A 17108-nucleotide genomic window follows, 5' to 3' on the forward strand; every position below is an offset into this window, starting at 1 on the left:
ATTCGGGCGCGCCTCAGGCCCTGAGGTGCCCGCCCAGCCACTCCAGGGCGGCGGGTATTTCGCGGCGCCAGGTGTTGAAGTTGTGGCCGCCGCTGTCGAGGATGATCGACGAGATGCGGGTGGGCGACTTCGTCTGCTGGATGAAGCGCAGGGTCTGGTGGTAGTTGCCCTCGCCCTGCTTGCTGGTGGTGACCAGCAGGTTCACCGGCGGGGCGGGGCGGTGGCGCTGGCGCCACAGGAGGTTGTTCTCGCGGGCCAGTTGGGGGTCGCCGCCGAAGAGGTCGCCGGTCGTGGCGTCCAGGGGGGCCTTGTACGCGCCGGAGAGGGCGACGGCGGTGGAATAGGCCTCGGGGTGGCGCATGGTCATCTTCAGGGCGCAGTAGCCGCCGGTGGAGTCTCCGATGGCGCCCCAGTTCTTGGCCTGGGTGCCGACGCGGTAGTGCTCGGCGATGTTGGTGCGCAGATCCTGGGTGAAGAAGGTCTCGGTCTGCGGGCCGTCCGGGATGTCCACGCATTCGGTGTCGCGGGGCGGGGCGACGGTCGGCCGCATCATCACCAGGATGGTCGGCTGCATTTTGTGCTGCTTGAGTAGATCGTGCTGGGTCTGGGGGAAATCCAGCTTTTTGAACAGGGCCTCGGCGGTTCCCGGGTAGCCGGTGAGCACGACCGCTGCCGGGAATTTCTTTTTCGCGTACTTCTTCTGGAAATACTGAGGCGGCAGATACACATATGCTGGGCTGCCGATCTTGGATCGCTCTCCGCGCACCAGGACCTTGTCGACCCGGCCGCCCTTCGTGGGCCGGGAGCCGCCGGCGATGCTGATCCGCTGGGTGCCGAGCATCTGAAGCTTGGTGCCGTTCGGTCCGGTCTGGTAATTCGTGACCACACCCGGTTGCTGTTCCTGGCCGAAGAGGTCGGCCCAAGAGGCATAGAAGCCGAAGGAATTGTTGGCGACGAGGCCAACGGTGGCGAAGAGAGATATCTGGGTGGCCAACAGCAGACCTATACGGCCGAGTACGGCTCGCCAGTTCCCCTTGGACAGGCGAGGCCAGAGCCAGATCGTGAGGACGAAGAGTGCTACCGCGACGAGGACGGCAAGAAGCAGCACTTTCTTGCTGGTGAGGCCCATGTGGTGCTTTCTGCCGGGCGGCCGGTCCAGCCGGTCCGCTGGTGGAACCCCGAGCCCTGAAACGCCGTCATACAGGGCGCAAAAAGTCCAGATGCTGCGACTAGGCTCGCACGTTCTCTCGACCGGGGCGACGGGAAAGTGATGTCTGACAGGCTAGATGGCGAAAAGTCGGAGACGGTTGCGTGGCGAACGCCACGCTGGCTCCGTGGCCCGCGGCCCGAAAGGGTCCCCGGCTTCGTCGGTACGGCCGGCGTGGTCGTCGGTCTGCTGAACCTGGCGGCCGGTGTTTTTCCGCGGTTCCGGCACAGCAAGATGCATGCCCTGGCCGAGGTGCTGCCGGGCGCGGTGAGCCCACTGGCGGCGGCCGCGTCCATCGTCGTGGGCATCCTGCTGCTTCTGCTGGCCCACGGGCTCAAGCGGCGTAAGCGGCGGGCCTGGGTCGCGGCCGTAGCGCTGCTTCCGGTGGGGATCGCCGCTCAGCTCGTATATCGCCACTCCATTTTCGGAGCGGTGCTCTCGCTCGCATTGCTGGTGTTCCTGGTGTGGCATCGGCGGGAGTTCGCGGCCCTGCCCGACCCCCGCAGCCGCTGGAAGGCCGTAGCCAACTTCGTCGTGCTCGGCGGCGCCGGCTTCGCCATCGGCATGGTCATCGTCAGCACCCACCCCCACAAGACCGTCGGCTCGCCGTCCTTCTGGGACCTCACCCAGCACGTCCTGTGGGGCATGTTCGGCTTCGAGGGCCCCGTCGCCTACACCCAGGGCGTCGACTACACCGTCGGCTACTCCCTCGGCGCCCTCGGCCTGCTGACCGTCGCCACCACCGCCTACCTCGCCTTCCGCCCCGAGCACCCCGTCGCCCGCCTCACCGAGGACGACGAACAGCGGCTGCGCGAGCTGCTCGCCAAGCACGGCGCCCGCGACTCGCTCGGCTACTTCGCGCTGCGCCGCGACAAGGGCGCGGTGTTCTCCCCGACCGGCAAGGCCGCGGTCTGCTACCGGGTGATCTCCGGCGTGATGCTCGCCAGCGGCGACCCGATCGGCGACGTCGAGGCCTGGCCCGGCGCCATCGAGCGCTTCATGGAGGAGGCGCGGGCGCACTCCTGGACACCCGCGGTGACCGGCTGCAGCGAGACCGGCGGCCAGGTGTGGACCCGTGAGACCGGCATGGACGCCCTCGAACTCGGCGACGAGGCCATCGTGGACGTCGCCGACTTCACCCTCAGCGGCCGGGCGATGCGCAACGTCCGCCAGATGGTCAAGCGCATCGAGCGCAACGGCTACGAGACCCGGGTCCGGCGGGTGTGCGATCTGGAGCCCGAGGAGCTGGCCCGTGTCCAGGCCGCCGCGAACGCCTGGCGCGACACCGACACCGAGCGCGGTTTCTCCATGGCGCTCGGCCGGATCGACGCGGAGACGGACGGCGACGCGGTGATCGCCACCGCCCACCTGGCCCCCGCCGAGGGCGAGGCGCCCGGCCCGTACGGGGACCTCAAGGCCATGCAGCACTACGTCCCCTGGGGCGACAGCGGCATCTCCCTGGAGCTGATGCGCCGCGACCGCAGCGCCGACCCCGGCATGAACGAGCTGCTGATCGTCGCCGCGCTGCAGGCCGCACCCGACCTGAAGATCAAGCAGGTGTCGCTGAACTTCGCGGTCTTCCGCTCCTCCCTGGAGCGCGGCGAGAAGCTCGGCGCGGGGCCCGTCATCCGCGTCTGGCGCGGCATGCTGATCTTCCTGTCGCGCTGGTACCAGATCGAGTCGCTCTACAAGTTCAACGACAAGTTCCGGCCACGCTGGGAGCCCCGCTTCGTGGTCTTCCGCAACAGCCGCGACATCCCCCGCATCGGCCTGGCGGCGCTGCAGGCCGAGGGCTATCTGGAGCTGGGCCTGCCGCGCGTACTGCGACGGTCGAAGCCCGCCGAGCCGCGCCCGTGCGCCCACACGACGGAACGGGCCGCGGCTCCGGGAGCGGTCGAGACCGCCGCGTGACAGGCGGCGCGGGGCCGTCCACCGACCGTCCCGCGCCCCTGCCGACGGCCGCAATCCGGCCGGTCGGCACACGGCCTAGGCTGGTGTCATGAGTACCTTGCGTGGCCGGGTGGCCGGACTGCCGGACTGGGAGCGCTGCGCGGTGATGGGCGTCGTCAATGTGACGCCCGATTCGTTCTCCGACGGCGGCGAGTGGTTCGACACCGAACTCGCCGTCAAGCACGGCCTCGACCTGGTGGCGCAGGGCGCCGACCTGGTGGACGTCGGCGGCGAATCGACCCGGCCGGGTGCGGCCCGGGTGGACGAGGCCGAGGAGCTGCGACGGGTCGTGCCCGTCGTACGGGAACTGGCCGCGGCCGGCGCCGTCGTCTCGGTCGACACCATGCGCGCCTCCGTCGCCGAAGCGGCCGTGGAGGCCGGGGCGCGGCTGGTGAACGACGTCAGCGCGGGGGGCGCCGACCCGGCGATGATCCCGGCGGTGGCCGCCTCCCATGTCCCGTTCGTCGTCATGCACTGGCGCGGCCAGTCGATCGACATGAACAACCGAGCCGTCTACGGGGACGTCGTCCGCGAGGTCGTCGACGAGCTGGGCCGGTCCGTGGAGCGAGCGGTGTCCGGCGGCATCGACCCGGACCGGATCGTCGTCGACCCGGGGCTGGGCTTCGCCAAGAACGCCGAGCACGATCTGGCGCTGGTCGCCCAGCTGGCCCGGTTGCGGGCGCTGGGCCGTCCCCTCCTGGTCGCCGCATCGAGGAAACGCTTCCTGGGCAGGGTGCTGGCGGGCGGCGAGGGAGCCGCCCCGCCGCCCGCCAGGGAGCGGGACGCGGCCACGGCCGCGGTGTCGGCGATCGTGGCGCGAGAGGGGGCGTGGGCGGTGCGGGTGCATGAGGTGCGGGCGAGCGCGGACGCGGTGCGGGTGGCCCGCGCGGTGGAAGCCGCGGCGGATGTGACGGATACGACGGTGAACGCGACGGGAGCGCTGTGAGCGGCTTGGGCCCACAAACGGACATCGAGCTGGTCGAGCAGGCGAACACCACCCTGTACGAGACCATCGAGCGCGGCGATCACGAGGCGCTGTCCGAGCTGTGGCTCGACGGCCAGGTGAGTGTGGTGCACCCGGGGTGGCCGGTGCTGCGCGGTCGTGGCGAGGTGCTGCGCTCGTACGCGCTGATCATGGCGAACACCGAGTACATCCAGTTCTTCCTGACGGATGTGGAGATCGACGTCGTCGGGGACACCGCCCTGGTGACGTGCACCGAGAACATCCTCAGCGGCGGTCCGGCCGAGGACGACGGCACGGTGGGGCCGCTGATCGGCCAGCTCGTCGTGGCGACGAACGTCTTCAAGCGCACGGAGGACGGCTGGCGGGTGTGGTCGCACCACGGGTCGCCGGTGCTGGCGGACCGCGAGGACGACGAGGACGGTGACGAGGACGCCGAGGGGGACGAGGACGGCCCGGCGGGCGGGGCCGGGGCGCCGGGCGGGGTCTGAGCCGTATGGGTGGCCGTCCCGGGGCCCGGGGCGTCCTGAGAGGCGGTCCCCGGGCTGTCCTGGGGCCGTATGCCGTATCCCCGCGGGTGCGTCAGCGGGGTGGCCGGGGTGCACCCGTTCGAGCCAAGTGCGGTACGGGTAGGGGTGGGGTGCGGGCAGGGGGGTAAGAGGTCGCGCGGATGACCTCTCGCGGCTCGCTAGCAGCAGTCCGGGGACTTGTCCATAGCCCCCTTGGGCGAGCACTGTCAGGGCTCGCAGGTAGATTCGAGTTTGGGGCAGTGTGCCGGACGAGTCCGGGACGTGCCCGAAAACCGATGAGCAGTGGCGCCGGCGGTGCCAGTGAACCAGTGGGAGTGATTCGCGTGGATCGTGTCGCGCTGCGTGGGCTGAAGGCCCGAGGGCACCACGGGGTGTTTCCCCGGGAGCGCGAGGAAGGCCAGACCTTCATCGTCGACCTGGTGCTCGGCCTGGACACCCGCCCGGCCGCGGCATCCGACGATCTCGCGAAGACCGTGCACTACGGCGTCGTGGCCGAGGAGGTGGTGGCGGTTGTGGAGGGTGAGCCGGTCGATCTGATCGAGACCCTCGCGGAGCGGATCGCCGACCAGTGCCTCAAGCACGAGGGGGTTCAGGAGGTGGAGGTGGTGGTGCACAAGCCGGATGCCCCGATCACCGTCCCCTTCGACGACGTGACCATCACCATCACCCGGAGTGCCGTATGAATCCCACCAGTCACCCGACCACCGCCCCGGACGGAGCCGCTGCTCGGCCCCCTCATCAGGGCGACCCGACCGTGCAGCCGGTGCCCGCCTCCGTAGTGGAGCAGGTGGACGCCGCGGACGTGACGCTGTCCAATCCCAAACGCGCCGTGATCTCGATCGGCAGCAATCTCGGCAACCGCCTGGAGACCCTCCAGGGGGCCGTCGACGCGCTGGAGGACACCCCGGGCCTGCGGGTCAAGGCCGTCTCCCCGGTGTACGAGACCGTGCCGTGGGGCGTGGACCCCGACTCCCAGCCCGCGTACTTCAACGCCGTGGTGCTGATCAAGACAACCTTGCCGCCGGACTCCCTCCTGGAGCGCGGGCACGCCATCGAGGAAGCCTTCGAGCGGGTGCGCGACGAGCGGTGGGGCCCGCGCACGATCGACGTCGACATCCTGGCGTACCAGGACGTGGTCTCCGACGACCCGCGGCTGACCCTGCCGCACCCACGGGCCCATGAGCGCGCGTTCGTCCTGGTGCCGTGGCACGACGTGGACCCGGCGGCCGAGGTGCCCGGGCACGGCGCGGTGGGCGAATTGCTGTCGTCGCTCGGCCGCGAAGGCGTGACGCCGCGCACGGACCTGGAACTGCGGCTGCCTGAGTAGTCGTTAGGGTTGCGGGTCGGTCTTCTGCGGCGACGATGCGTAGTCGATGGCTCCGTACGGCATGGATGCCCAGGGATGTCCATGGGCGCCCGTGGACGTCCATGGCTGTGCATGCGTGCGTACGAGTGAGCTGTGGCTTGCGCGTACGTATGAAGGCCTATGGGCGCGTAAGACGGTGTATGGGTGCGCATGACGGCGTATGGGTGCGCATGAATGTGCACGGAACGGACAGGCGGCCATAACGACAGGGATGGCCGGAACGGCGCGAGGGGCGATGGCTCGGTGAAGCAGCTACACATCAAGGTGCTGGTCGGGCTGTTTCTGGCGGCAGGGGTGCTGGCCTGGGGAGGCGCCCGGCTGTGGGACTCGTTCGGCACCCTGGTCAGCGTGCCGATGGCGGCGCCGATCGTGCTGGCGCTGATCGCCGCCGTGCTCGCCACCATGGCGTTCTCCTTCCGGTCGCGGCTGCGCGCACAGCGCGAGCGCCGGCAGGGCGCCAAGGGCGTGGAACCCCTGTTCGCCGCCCGTGCGGTGGTCTTCGGGCAGGCCAGCGCCCTGGTGGCGGCGCCGGTCGCCGGGCTCTACGGCGGAGTCGGCGCCTTCCTGCTGACCTCGGGCCTTGAGCTCGCCCCGCGCCGGGACCAGGCGATCTATGCCGGTCTGTCGGTTCTCGCGGGCGCGGCCGTGGTGATCGCCGCGATGTTCCTGGAGCGGGTCTGCAAGCTCCCCGAGGGCGAGGACAACCATGACCACCCGGGGGCGTCGCGGGCGTAGCGGGGGCCCTTGGGGGGTGGCCGAACGGATCCCCTAGGGGGTGCGGGGTCCCCTTGCGGGCCACAACGCGGCGGTCGTGGGAGGTATTCCTGCGGCGTACGACGCGATCGCGCGGGCCCGGCCGAGTCCGGCCCAACCAGGCCCAACCCGACCCGGCCGGCGTAGGCCAACCCGGCCCAGCCCGGCCTGGCCGGCGTAGCCCAACCCGGCCCGGCCCAACCTGGCTCGGCTCAACCCGGCCCAGCCCAACCCGGCCCAGCCAACCCGGCTCGGCTCAACTCCACGCGGCCGGGCTCGGTGCAGCCCCACCCGGCCCGTCTCGCCCTCGTTCGACCGAAGGTCCCCTTGACCGACGCCCGGTGCCCGGTGCCCGACGCCAGGCGCCCGACGCCTGCCGCCCGACGCCTGCCGCCCGGCGCCCGACGCCTGCCGTCGGAGAGCTGGTCGGAGCCGTGGCCGTCGTACGTCTTCATCGTGACGCGCTTGAAGTGGGTCGGGCTTCCCGTTGGTGTGGGGGGTGACCCATGGTGAACGGGCGGTCGTGAACGCGGTGTTGCGGGTGAATGGCGATGCGGGTGGTGAGGGGTGGGGCAGGGCCGATTGTCAGTGGTGGGGGTTAGGGTCGCAGACGGTCACCGGAATCGGCGGCGATCGGGGCGGGGGAGGTGACGGTCGGTGAGTGGAGCGATGGCCACGGCGGCCGCGGCGGCAACGACAACCGCGGTGACGACGTCGGGCGGCGGGAGCTGTCTGACGGCCAACGACTGGATCTGCGGTGAGTATGTCCGCACCCGCAGCCAGGAATTGGTGGACGCGACGCTCCAGCACGTCGGCATCACTGCCGTGTCCGTACTGATCGGTGTGCTGATCGCCTTTCCGCTGGCGCTGATCGCCCGGCGCTCGCGGGGCGCGGCGGGGCCCGTCCTGGGGCTGACGACGGTGCTCTACACCGTGCCGTCGCTGGCGATGTTCGCGCTGCTGACGCCGGTCTTCGGCATCTCGGCCGCGGTGGTGGTCACGGGCCTGGTGCTGTATTCGCTGACGATTCTGGTACGCAACATCCTGGCCGGTCTGCAGGCGGTGCCCGCCGAGGTGCGGGAGGCAGCCCGGGGGATGGGATACGGCTCCGTGCGGCTGCTGTTCGGGGTGGAACTCCCGCTTGCGCTGCCCGCGGTGATGGCCGGACTCCGCATCGCCACGGTCTCGACGGTGGCGATGACCACCATCGGCTCCGTGGTCGGCTACGGCGGGCTGGGCAACCTCATAGCCAGCGGTTTGGAGGGCTTCTTCAAGGCCGAGGTCCTGACCGCGTCGGTGCTGTGTGTGCTGCTGGCGCTGGCGGCCGACGGACTGCTGATGGGGCTTCAGCGGCTGCTGACGCCCTGGACGCGGGCGCAGCAGCGGGTGAGGGCCGGGGCGCGGCGCGGGGCGCGCCCCGCGAAGGCGGGGGGCTGAGCTCATGGGGGCGATCGGGGGCGCGTGGCAGTGGTTGACGACGGGCGCCAACTGGGCCGGGGAGAAGGGGGTGTGGCACCGCCTGGGCGAGCATCTGTGGCTCAGTGGGCTGTGCCTGCTCATCGCCTGCCTGATAGCCCTGCCGGTGGCGCTCTGGCTCGGGCACCTGGGCAAGGGCGGGGCGCTGGCGATCAACGTCTCCAATGTGGGGCGGGCGGTGCCGACGTACGCGGTCCTGGTGCTCCTGACGCTCGGTCCGCTGGGCACTCAGGGGGACTGGCCCACCGTCATCGCGCTGGTGCTGTTCGCGGTGCCGCCGCTGCTGACCAACGCCTATCTGGGGATGCGGGAGGCGGACCGCGCTGTGGTGGAGGCGGCCCGGGGGATGGGCATGTCGGGGCCGCAGGTGCTGCTGAGGGTCGAGATACCGCTCGCGTATCCGCTGATCATGACGGGCATACGGTCGGCCACGGTGCAGGTGGTGGCGACCGCGACGCTGGCCGCGCTGGCGGGCGGCGGCGGCCTGGGCCGGATCATCACGGCGGGCTTCGGCAACTACGACACCGCGCAGGTGGTCGCGGGTGCGGTGCTGGTGGCCGTACTGGCGCTGGCCGTTGAGGGGGCGCTGGTGGTGGTGGACCGGGTGTGCGATCCGATGCGGGGGCGGCGGCGTGCGGGACGCGGAGGGCCGGGGAGGCGGGTGAGGCGTGCGGGCGGTGGCGCACCGGTCACGGCATCGGCCATGGCCTCGGGTGCGGGCTCGCGCGGGGCGGCGGGGGAGGGGCGGGGTGACGATGCGGTCGCGGTACGGAAAATCCCCTGACGCCGGATCCCGGCTTTGCGATGCTGCCGCGGTACGGACCGGTGCGACGCATCCGCCGGCACCCGTCGTCGGCCGGGCCCGCCGGGCCTGGTTCCGGTCCAGGTCCAGGCCGGCCTCGGCCGGCCCCGGTCGGTCTCGGTCGACTCCATCCGACCCCATCCAACGTCATCCGACGTCATCCGAACGGACTGAATGGTGAATTCCATGAGCAGCAGGACGCGCGCGGCGCGCACCGCGCTTGTCGCGGGGACAGTGATCGCTCTGGCGGCCGGGCTGACCGCGTGCCAGGGGCAGAGCCTGGAGGACAAGGGCGGTAAGGACAAGGGCGGCGGGAAGGAGGAGATCGTCGTCGGCTCGGCCGGTTTCACCGAGTCGAAGGTGCTCGCCGAGATCTATTCCAAGATCCTTATAGACGCCGGATACCGAGCGCGGGTTCAGACGCTGTCCAATCGTGAGCTGTATGAGCCGGCCCTGGAGAAGGGCCAGATCGATGTCGTTCCGGAATATGCCTCCACACTTGCCGAATTCCTCAACGCCAAGAAGAACGGCGCCAAGGCGAAGCCGGTGGCCTCCAGCGACATCGACACGACCGTAACGGCGCTCAAGAAGCTCGCCGGCTCCTACGGTCTCAAGGTGCTGCCGGCCGGCTCGGCCACCGACCAGAACGCCTTCGCGGTCACCAAGGAATTCGCCGCCGAGCACAAGCTGAAGACGCTCTCCGACCTCGGCCGGTCGAAGCAGAAGATCAAACTCGCGTCCGGGGAGGAGTGCGAGACCCGGGTGTTCTGCAAGCCGGGCCTGGAGCGGACGTACGGCATCGACATCAGCGGCCTCGACCCCAAGGGCGTGGGCACTCCGCAGGCCAAGCAGGCGGTCAAGGACGGCACCGACCAACTGGTGCTGACCACCACCACGGATGCCACGCTCGACAACTTCGGGCTGGTGCTTCTGCGGGACGACAAGAAGCTCCAGAACGCCGACAATGTGCTGCCGGTGGTGAATGCCAAGACCGCGGGCGACAAGGAGATCGCGGCGGTGCTCGGCAAGCTCACGAGTGTGCTCACCACCCAGGACTTGATCGGCTTGAACCGCAAAGTTGATGCCGAGCGGCTCAAGCCGGGGGATGTGGCGCAGGCGTATTTGGAGTCCAAGGGGCTGCTGAAGAAGTAACCGCCGAGAAACGGATTCGCGGGCGGGGCCCCATAGGCCCCGCACGCACGGTAAGTTTCTGGCCATGCCACGAGGACGCCACCGCCATTCACCGCCCCTCCACCGGCTGCTTCCTCCGTCGACGGTCGCCGGTGCGTCGATTGCGTGCGCCACGGGCGCGTGGTTTGTCGGCGACGATCTGGTGCAACGGGTACTCGCCGCGGGCGCGGCGGCCGCCGCAATCGGCGGTGCGGTCCTTCTGCGGACCTGGGACCGTAAGGCCGGAAAGCAGGTCGCCGAACTCACCCGCGCCCGAGTGCGCGACGAGTGGCGTACCGAGGAGCGGATAGCCGAGCTCGAAACGGATGTCGAGGAGTCCCGCGAGATCCGCACCGCGCTGGATGCCAAATTGCGCGCCAAGCGCGCAGAATTGGCCCGGCTGCGCAGCGAGCACGCCGAACTGCTGCGCCGTTATGCCACCGCGGAGACCGAGCGGGCCAGCGCCCTGGAGGGGCGTCGGCTGCTCGCCATCGAGGCGGCGGCGCCGGCGCGAGCGCTGCCGGCGGCCGGCGAGCGCCGCCCGGCGGCTCGGGCTTCCGCCCCGGCCCCGGCTTCGGTCCCCGCCTCCCGTTCGACCTCGGCTCCGGCTTCCGCCCCCGCCACTGCCCCGTCACCCGTCCCCGCCCCTGCCATGTACGCGCAGGCGGACCAGGCGCTGCGGCGGCTGGCCCGTAACGCGGCCCGGCAGCGGAACGGCGGGCGCGGCGGTGAGAACCGGCGCGAGGGCGCCCGGGACGGTGAGAAGCGTCGGGGGAATGCCGAGGCGGCCGTCACCCCGGCGCTCCGCCGGGTCCCGGCCGCCGCCGCTGCCGTGGCGCCCTCCCGCCCCGCCGCGTCCCGCATGCTGGGCGGCTTCGACTTCTTCGGCAACGCGGCCGCCGTCCTGCCCCGGCAGCTGACCGCGCCGTTGGAGGACGACCTGGCGGACGTCGTCGGCGACGAGGCGCTGGCCGAGCAGTCGGCGCGTGCCCGGGGGCGGCTGACGGCTCCGGCCGGCGCGGCCGTCGGCGAGATGGGTGCGGGCGATTCGGGTGAGGTCGCCGCGGCCGACGGCGAAGCGGCCGACGGCGAAGCGGCCGACGGTCATGCGGGTGACGGTGCGACGCCCGAGCGCAAGGGACCTGACGGTGCGACGACCGACGGCGTGGGCGAGGTCATCGACCTGACCGCGCATGACGAGACCGAGCAGCTCGACCTGGTCGAACTGCGTACCGCCATCTCGTAGACCGGTCCGGGCCGCGCGGACGGTCGGGGGCCGCGGACGGTACACGACCGGAAGCGGCCCCGCCGCGAAAGCGGTGCGGCACAAAGTACGACACGCGTGATTTTCCTATTCCCCTGAGCGTGCGCCGAGTGGCAGGATGCGGCTCCCTTCACCACTGGTGTGAAACCGGTGAGCGGCCACCCTGGGGACGGAGCATCGATGAAGCTTTTCGGGGGCAGCACGGTCCGGCGCAGGGGAATCGGCATCGCGCTGACCGCTTCCACGGCGGCGCTCGCCGTCGTCCTTCCCGCGGCCCCGGCGCAGGCGGCGAGCGGCCCGCCGGGGGTCACGGCGAAGGGCGCCTACCTCATGGACGGCGGGAGCAACCGGACGCTGTGGGGGAGGGCCGCGGACACCCGGCGCGAGATGGCCAGCACCACCAAGGTGATGACCGCGCTGGTGGTCCTCGAGACCCGCGGGGTGAACCTGGACAAGCGGGTCACCGTCAAGAAGGCCTACCGCGACTACGTCGCCCGCTATGGAGCCAGCTCCGCCGACCTGCGCACCGGCGACAAGCTGACCGTGCGTCAGCTGCTGTACGGGCTGATGCTGCCGTCCGGCTGCGACGCCGGGTACGCGCTCGCCGATACCTTCGGCAGCGGCCCGACGGCGGCGCGGCGCACCCAGTCCTTCATCGCCAGGATGAATGCCCGGGCCAGGACGCTGGGGCTGGGCCGCACCCACTACGACTCGTTCGACGGCATCGCCCACGGCCGCAACTACACCACGCCGCGGGACCTGGTCCGGCTCGCCCGGCACGCGATGCGCAACCGGACCTTCGCCGCCATCGTGAAGGTGCCCCGCACCCGGCAGAAGGCGGCCAACGTCAACCGCACCTACACCTGGTACAACACCAACACCCTGCTCGGCTCCTACCGGGGCGCCCTCGGCATCAAGACCGGCACCGGCAGCCGGTCGGGCTCCTGCCTGGTCTTCGCGGCCCAGCGGGGCAAGCGCACGGTGGTGGGTGCCGTCCTCAACGACCCGTACCGGTTCCGGGACGCGGGGAGGATGCTCGACTTCGCGTTCCGTACCCCGTGACGGTTGTCCACAGGGTGTGGACGGCCGCTCCGGCCCCGGCTACTTGTCGATGTCGCCGACGACGAAGAACAGGGAGCCGAGGATGGCCACCATGTCCGATACCAGCGTGCCCGGCAGCAGCTCCGTCAGCGCCTGGATGTTGTTGTACGACGCCGAGCGCAGCTTGAGGCGGTACGGCGTCTTCTCGCCCTTGGAGACGAGGTAGTAGCCGTTGATGCCGAGCGGGTTCTCGGTCCAGGCGTAGGTCGCGCCCTCGGGGGCCTTGAGGACCTTGGGCAGCCGCTGGTTGATCGGGCCCGGCGCCAGCTCCGCGAGGCGGTCCAGGCAGGCGTCGGCGAGGTCGAGGGAGTTGTGGCTCTGCTCCAGCAGGCACTCGAAGCGGGCCAGGCAGTCGCCCTCCTGGCGGGTGACGACCTTGAGGGTCGGGCCGAGGTCCGCGTAGGCGAGGTAGGGCTCGTCGCGCCGCAGGTCGAAGTCGACGCCGGACGCGCGGGCGATCGGTCCGGAGACGCCGTAGGCGTGCACCGTTTCGGGCGCGAGCCGGCCGATGCCGCGGGTGCGGCCGCGGAAGATCTCGTTGCCCAGGACCAGGTTGTCGAAGACGTCCATCCGGGAGCGGACATCGGCGACGGCGTGCCGGGCGCGGCCGAGCCAGCCGGCCGGCAGGTCCTCCTTGAGGCCGCCGACGCGGTTGAACATGTAGTGCATCCGGCCGCCGGAGATCTCCTCCATGACCGTCTGCAGTTCCTCGCGCTCGCGAAAGGCGTGGAAGACGGGCGTGATCCCGCCCAGCTCCAGGGGGTACGAGCCGAGGAACATCAGGTGGTTCAGGACGCGGTTCAGCTCGGCCAGCAGCGTACGGGTCCACACCGCGCGCTCGGGGACCTCCATGCCCAGCATCCGCTCCACGGCCATCACGACGCCGAGCTCGTTGGAGAACGCCGACAGCCAGTCGTGGCGGTTGGCGAGCATGATGATCTGGCGGTAGTCGCGGGCCTCGAAGAGCTTCTCGGCGCCGCGGTGCATATAGCCGATCACCGGCTCGGCGTGCTGGATGCGCTCGCCGTCCAGCACGAGGCGCAGCCGCAGCACTCCGTGCGTGGAGGGGTGCTGCGGGCCGATGTTCAGCACCATGTCGGTGCTCTCCGCCGCGCCGCCGATGCCGACCGTCGTCTCCGTCATGGGGACAGTCTCGCAGGAGGCCGTACGGGGGGACGTCCTGGCCCTCAAACGTCCCACCCCTTGACCTTATTCGTCCCACTCCTTGAGCAGCCCCGCGCACGCCGCACCCACCGGCTCCAGCAGCCAGCCGAAGGCGCCCAGGCCCGCCGGGTCGGTCAGCTCGGCGGCGGCGCCGGCCGCGCCCAGGGCCCGTACGTACCCGGCGGGGTCGGTGGTGGCCAGGGTCAGCGGGGGCCGGCGGCCGTCCACGCCGAGGGCGTGCAGCGCCGCGCGCTGGGTCAGCCGCCGCGCCGACGGCCCCGCGCACGCATCCAGCGCCACATGCGCCGTGATGTCGCAGCTGCCGTCCGGCACCGGCCGCACCTCCCGCCCCTCCCGGAACCCGGTGAGCGTGCCGAACGGAGGCCGGTCCGCCCGCCGGTGCGCGTAATCGACGGCGACCGCGAGCCCGCCCCGCAGGGTACGGACGGCCCGCGTCCAGGCGGCGTCCCGCGGCCGGCCGATCTCCGCCCGCAGCCCCGGGGCCCCGGCCGTCTCCCACCACCGCGCCAGCCACTCCCCGTCCGCCCCGGCCACCGGCTCGCCGAGCCGCTCCGTACCGTCGGCCCGTACGAGAACCTGCCGCGGCACCCCGTCCGCATCCGCCTCGACGACATCGAGCGGCACGTTGTCCAGCCATTCGTTCGCGAACAAGAGCCCGGTCAGCGCGCCCTCCGCGGGCAGCTCGGCGCGCCACTCGATGCGCGGATCGAGGCCCTCGGGGCGGGCGGCGCGTTCGACGGCGTACGGACGCACCCGCGTGCCCACCGCATCCGGCAGCGCGGCCAGCACCCCCGTCAGCAGCTCGCCGCGCCCCGCGCCCACATCGACCAGCGCCAGCTCCCGGGGGTGGCCCAGCGCGGCGTCGACGCGGCCGAGGAGGGTGGCGACGGCGCCGGCGTACAGGGGTGAGACGTGCACGGAGGTGCGGAAGTGACCGGCCGGGCCGGGGCCGCCGGGGCGGGTGTAGAAGCCGTCGGGGCCGTACAGCGCCCGCTCCGTCGCGTCCCGCCAGCCCTGCCACTCGTTCGTCACCCGCTCTACGGTACGGGCGGCCGGCGTGGCCCCGGGGGACGGCTGCGGGCCCGCCGCTGGGCTGAGGCGGCGGCGCATACGGTCTCCACCTTGGGGAGTACGCCCAGCGCACAGGATCGCTCCTCCGGTTGACTCCTACACCTATCCGGCCTGCCTACGCTGGGTTACGTGCAGCGCCTCTACGACTTTCTCCGCAGACACCCGACGGGAGTGGACAGCTTCTGGGCCGTCCTCCTGCTCGGGTTCAGCTGTCTGTGGATCGTGGCCGACTTCCGCGGCGGCACCAAGGGGATCATCGCCGTGGTCTTCACGGTCGGCCTCTGCCTCGTCGTGGCGCTGCGCCGCAAGGCCCCCGTGAAGATGCTGATGCTGACCGCGGCCATCGGTGTCGGCCAGCTGGTCTTCGGCATCCCGGCCAACATCGGCGACTTCGCGATGTTCGTGATCACCTACACCGTCGCGTCCGCCACCTCCTCCGCCCGCTGGGCCTCCCGCTGCGCCCTCGCCGGCGCCCTCCTGGGCCCCGCGCTCTCCGTATGGCGCTTCTCGAACCTGCCCTCCGACGGGCCGGCGTGGCAAGGAGCCTTCTTCACCGCGCTCCTCACCGTCCCCTTCGTCCTGGCCTGGGTGCTCGGCGACTCCATGCGCACCCGCCGCGCCTACTGGGCGCAACTGGAGGAGAAGGCCGCCCGGCTGGAGAAGGAGCGCGAGGCGCAGTCCCGGATCGCGGTCGCCGCCGAGCGCGCCCGGATCGCGCGCGAGCTGCACGACGTCGTCGCGCACAACGTCTCGGTGATGGTGGTGCAGGCGGACGGCGCCGCGTACGTCCTCGATGCCGCGCCCGAGCAGACCCGGCAGGCGCTGGAGACGATCTCCGGAACGGGCCGGCAGGCGCTGGCCGAGATGCGGCGCCTGCTGGGCGTGCTCCGCACCGGCGAGCAGCCCGAGGGCGGCGAATACGTACCGCAGCCGGGCGTCGACCAGCTCGCCGACCTCATCGACCAGGTACGGGGCGCCGGACTGCCCGTCGACTTCCGGGTGGAGGGCGAGCCGTGCCCGCTGCCCAGCAGCGTCGAGCTGACGGCGTACCGCATCGTCCAGGAAGCGCTCACCAACACCCGGAAGCACGGCGGCCAGGACGTCGGTGCCACCGTCCGCCTCGCCTACCGCGACAGCGACCTCGATCTGCTCATCGAGGACGACGGGCGGGGCGCCCAGCACGAGCTGTACGAGGAGGGCGGGGCGGACGGCCTCGGCCACGGCCTGATCGGGATGCGCGAACGGGTCGGCATGGTGGGCGGCAGCCTGACGGCGGGGCCGCGGCCGGGGGGCGGTTTCCGGATCAGTGCCGTGCTGCCGCTGAAACCGGAGCGGTGAGGGGAAGAGGCGGGCGTGGCCGTGGCCGCGGTCGCGCGAGGCCCGCGCCACCGTGTTCCGGCTGCTCCCGTCCCGCACGTCGCTCTCGTCCCGCACGTCGCTCTCGTCCCGCCCGCCGGTTGCGTCGCTCTCGTCGACCCGGCCCGCTCCGTACCCTGTAGCCCCACAGTTGAAGGGATCTCCCCGCCATGACCATCCGCGTGATGCTCGTCGACGATCAGGCGCTGCTGCGCACCGGCTTCCGGATGGTGCTGGCCGCGCAGCCCGACATGGAGGTCGTCGCGGAGGCGGGGGACGGGGTGCAGGCCCTGGAGGTGCTGCGCTCCACCCAGGTCGACGTGATCCTCATGGACGTACGCATGCCGCATCTGGACGGGGTGGAGGCCACCCGGCGGATCTGTGAGGACGGGCGGAAGGACGATGCGCCGAAGGTCCTCATCCTGACCACCTTCGACCTCGACGAATACGCCTTCTCCGCGCTGAAGGCCGGGGCCAGCGGCTTCATGCTCAAGGACGTGCCGCCGGACGAACTGCTCGCCGCGATCCGAGCGGTGCACAGCGGTGACGCGGTCGTCGCGCCGTCCACCACCCGGCGCCTCCTCGACCGCTTCACGCCGATGCTGCCCGCCACCGGCGCCGAGCAGGCCCGGCCCCAGCTGGAACGGCTGACGGACCGGGAGCGGGAGGTGCTGCTGCTGGTGGCGCAGGGCCTGTCGAACGGCGAGATCGCGGCGCGGCTGGTGCTGTCGGAGGCCACGGTCAAGACGCATGTGGGCCGGATCCTGACGAAGCTGAGCCTGCGGGACCGGGTGCAGGCGGTGGTGCTCGCCTACGAGACGGGGCTGGTGCGGGCCGGGGGCGGGCCGGGGGCCTAAGGGCCGCGACGGCACGGTCGGCGCGGCGCGGCAGGGTGTGCGGTGCGGGGCCGGGGAAC

The 17108-nt window shown here is 71.5% G+C and carries 16 protein-coding genes; 13 read left to right on the forward strand and 3 right to left on the reverse strand.

Features of this window, described 5'->3' with window-relative positions; all coding sequences use genetic code 11:
• Positions 1 to 13 precede the first annotated feature (13 nt).
• Positions 14 to 1129, reverse strand: coding sequence for an alpha/beta hydrolase (locus ACIGWZ_RS33700; RefSeq protein WP_400070773.1), 1116 nt, complete (start codon positions 1127 to 1129; stop codon positions 14 to 16).
• 141 nt (positions 1130 to 1270) lie between these two features.
• Between ACIGWZ_RS33700 and ACIGWZ_RS33705 the strand changes: the two genes are divergently transcribed.
• From ACIGWZ_RS33705 to ACIGWZ_RS33755, 11 genes are all read left to right on the forward strand, one after another.
• Positions 1271 to 3118 carry a phosphatidylglycerol lysyltransferase domain-containing protein gene (locus tag ACIGWZ_RS33705; protein ID WP_400070775.1) on the forward strand — a complete coding sequence of 616 codons (1848 nt, stop codon included), beginning with the start codon at positions 1271 to 1273 and terminating at the stop codon, positions 3116 to 3118.
• An 88-nt stretch (positions 3119 to 3206) separates the two neighbouring features.
• Positions 3207 to 4103, forward strand: a complete 897-nt coding sequence (folP, locus tag ACIGWZ_RS33710; protein WP_400070777.1) for a dihydropteroate synthase — start codon at positions 3207 to 3209, stop codon at positions 4101 to 4103.
• Between the two features lie 5 nt (positions 4104 to 4108).
• The gene (locus ACIGWZ_RS33715) at positions 4109 to 4609 is read left to right on the forward strand and encodes a nuclear transport factor 2 family protein (RefSeq protein ID WP_400070915.1); all 501 of its coding nucleotides are present in this window, start codon (positions 4109 to 4111) and stop codon (positions 4607 to 4609) included.
• A gap of 362 nt (positions 4610 to 4971) precedes the next feature.
• Positions 4972 to 5331, forward strand: a complete 360-nt coding sequence (gene folB, locus ACIGWZ_RS33720; RefSeq protein WP_400070779.1) for a dihydroneopterin aldolase — start codon at positions 4972 to 4974, stop codon at positions 5329 to 5331.
• The gene (folK, locus tag ACIGWZ_RS33725; protein ID WP_400070781.1) at positions 5328 to 5975 is read left to right on the forward strand and encodes a 2-amino-4-hydroxy-6-hydroxymethyldihydropteridine diphosphokinase; all 648 of its coding nucleotides are present in this window, start codon (positions 5328 to 5330) and stop codon (positions 5973 to 5975) included. Before folB ends, folK begins: the two co-directional genes overlap by 4 nt.
• Positions 5976 to 6257: 282 nt before the next feature.
• Positions 6258 to 6749, forward strand: a complete 492-nt coding sequence (locus ACIGWZ_RS33730; RefSeq protein ID WP_400070783.1) for a DUF3180 domain-containing protein — start codon at positions 6258 to 6260, stop codon at positions 6747 to 6749.
• 687 nt (positions 6750 to 7436) lie between these two features.
• A complete protein-coding gene (locus ACIGWZ_RS33735) occupies positions 7437 to 8204 on the forward strand; it encodes an ABC transporter permease (RefSeq protein WP_400070917.1) in 768 nt (255 codons plus the stop codon).
• Positions 8205 to 8208: 4 nt separating this feature from the next.
• Positions 8209 to 9027, forward strand: a complete 819-nt coding sequence (locus tag ACIGWZ_RS33740; protein WP_400070785.1) for an ABC transporter permease — start codon at positions 8209 to 8211, stop codon at positions 9025 to 9027.
• 204 nt (positions 9028 to 9231) lie between these two features.
• Positions 9232 to 10197 (forward strand): ABC transporter substrate-binding protein, encoded by a 966-nt coding sequence (locus ACIGWZ_RS33745; RefSeq protein WP_400070787.1) that lies wholly within the window; start codon positions 9232 to 9234, stop codon positions 10195 to 10197.
• 64 nt (positions 10198 to 10261) lie between these two features.
• The gene (locus ACIGWZ_RS33750) at positions 10262 to 11461 is read left to right on the forward strand and encodes a hypothetical protein (RefSeq protein ID WP_400070789.1); all 1200 of its coding nucleotides are present in this window, start codon (positions 10262 to 10264) and stop codon (positions 11459 to 11461) included.
• Between the two features lie 198 nt (positions 11462 to 11659).
• A complete protein-coding gene (locus ACIGWZ_RS33755; protein WP_400070790.1) occupies positions 11660 to 12541 on the forward strand; it encodes a D-alanyl-D-alanine carboxypeptidase family protein in 882 nt (293 codons plus the stop codon).
• Between the two features lie 39 nt (positions 12542 to 12580).
• Here ACIGWZ_RS33755 and ACIGWZ_RS33760 read toward each other — a convergent pair whose 3' ends face one another.
• Positions 12581 to 13723 carry an NADH-quinone oxidoreductase subunit D gene (locus tag ACIGWZ_RS33760; RefSeq protein WP_400070792.1) on the reverse strand — a complete coding sequence of 381 codons (1143 nt, stop codon included), beginning with the start codon at positions 13721 to 13723 and terminating at the stop codon, positions 12581 to 12583.
• A 66-nt stretch (positions 13724 to 13789) separates the two neighbouring features.
• On the reverse strand, positions 13790 to 14797 hold the full coding sequence (locus tag ACIGWZ_RS33765) for an SAM-dependent methyltransferase (protein WP_400070794.1): 1008 nt from the start codon (positions 14795 to 14797) through the stop codon (positions 13790 to 13792).
• Between the two features lie 168 nt (positions 14798 to 14965).
• Between ACIGWZ_RS33765 and ACIGWZ_RS33770 the strand changes: the two genes are divergently transcribed.
• Both ACIGWZ_RS33770 and ACIGWZ_RS33775 read left to right on the forward strand, forming a co-directional pair.
• Complete coding sequence (locus ACIGWZ_RS33770) at positions 14966 to 16174, forward strand: sensor histidine kinase (protein WP_400070796.1); 1209 nt, start codon at positions 14966 to 14968, stop codon at positions 16172 to 16174.
• A 188-nt stretch (positions 16175 to 16362) separates the two neighbouring features.
• Complete coding sequence (locus ACIGWZ_RS33775; RefSeq protein WP_400070798.1) at positions 16363 to 17049, forward strand: response regulator; 687 nt, start codon at positions 16363 to 16365, stop codon at positions 17047 to 17049.
• Positions 17050 to 17108: the final 59 nt, after the last annotated feature.

This window comes from Streptomyces sp. NPDC053427, from assembly GCF_044544985.1.
Taxonomy (GTDB): domain Bacteria; phylum Actinomycetota; class Actinomycetes; order Streptomycetales; family Streptomycetaceae; genus Streptomyces.